Origin of the sequence: Lacticaseibacillus pantheris DSM 15945 = JCM 12539 = NBRC 106106 (genome assembly GCF_001591865.1) — a bacterium.
GTDB classification, from domain to species: Bacteria; Bacillota; Bacilli; order Lactobacillales; family Lactobacillaceae; genus Lacticaseibacillus; species Lacticaseibacillus pantheris.
The window spans coordinates 1-1,058 of the sequence record NZ_BCVS01000186.1; the positions used below are offsets into that span (position 1 = coordinate 1).

Genomic DNA, 1,058 nt, shown 5'->3' on the forward strand with positions numbered 1-1,058 from the left:
CCCATTGTAGCCACTTGACATCAGTCCGTTAAAGTCCACGTTCTCGTCCAGCCCACCAGCCTTGGCAGTGGACGTGAATTGAAATACCTGAACGTTATCGAATGACGGGAAGAAATTGTAGTCTGGCTCCGTCCGAACCTGGTAGTCTGGGTACTCTGCCAGCCACAACGGCCACGTCTTCGCAAGGCTTGTTAGGTCGAGGTGTGCGGTCAGAAAACTCTTGTAGCCGTACAGCAATGGTGTGTAGCCCGCGTCCTTGACCTTTTGCAGAGCATAGTTAACTGCGTCCGTGTTTGGACTGCCAGACTCTACGTCCAGTGCCACCACCGAACCCTTTGGCGTCTGTACTTTTGGCAGGTAGTAGGCCAGCATTTCATCGGCCTGTGCGCGCGTAGAAAACTCTGCATAGATGTACGTTTGCCCGTACTTACCCGCAGCGGTCGCACTAGCAATCTGCGTTGGGTACGTGCTCTGTGGAACGAATGACCCGTTGTAGTACCCGCCAATCTGGGATACCACAAACTTATCGTCCTTACGTGCGTAGGTGCCATATGCGCCCTGGTACTTCGACCAGTCGGGCCCGTACGTCTTCGCCGCGTGGGTGCTATTAACCGCACCCGTGCCCACAACAAAGGCCGCAACGATTACCGCTACGGCCGTGAGCCATTTGCTAAACTTGTGCCGCACTGGAATCACCTCCGTCAGCGGGTGCTGGTGTTGGTGCCGCATCGCTGGCTGGCGTAGCGGCTAGCTTGGCCTCCACCGCCTTAGCGACTGCCGCGTCGAACTGGGCCTGTGCTGCATCAGCTTTGGCTTGCTTAGCGTCAGTCACCTTAGTAGCGACTGACTTTGCCGCTGGCTTGACCGCGTCCACTGCCCAGCTTGTACCCATTGCTGTAACCGCGCCTTGGACCGCACCGGCGAGGTAGTTAGTGTCGTGCGTGATGGCTACGGACGCCAGCCCAGCCACGATACCGATGCCAACCGCCAGGTATGGTAGGTATGCCGACTTAATCGACGTCTGCGACTTAACAAATTGAGTGGCCGCCGCGACAATC

At 57.0% G+C, this 1,058-nt stretch carries 2 protein-coding genes; both read right to left on the minus strand.

The window, feature by feature from the left end:
* A partial coding sequence (locus tag LPA02S_RS11370; RefSeq protein ID WP_263850255.1) for a GH25 family lysozyme occupies window positions 1–687 on the minus strand: 687 nt, incomplete at its 3' end.
* On the minus strand, window positions 671–1,058 hold a 388-nt coding region (locus tag LPA02S_RS11760), incomplete at its 5' end, for a hypothetical protein (protein WP_054651846.1). The genes LPA02S_RS11370 and LPA02S_RS11760, both read right to left, overlap by 17 nt.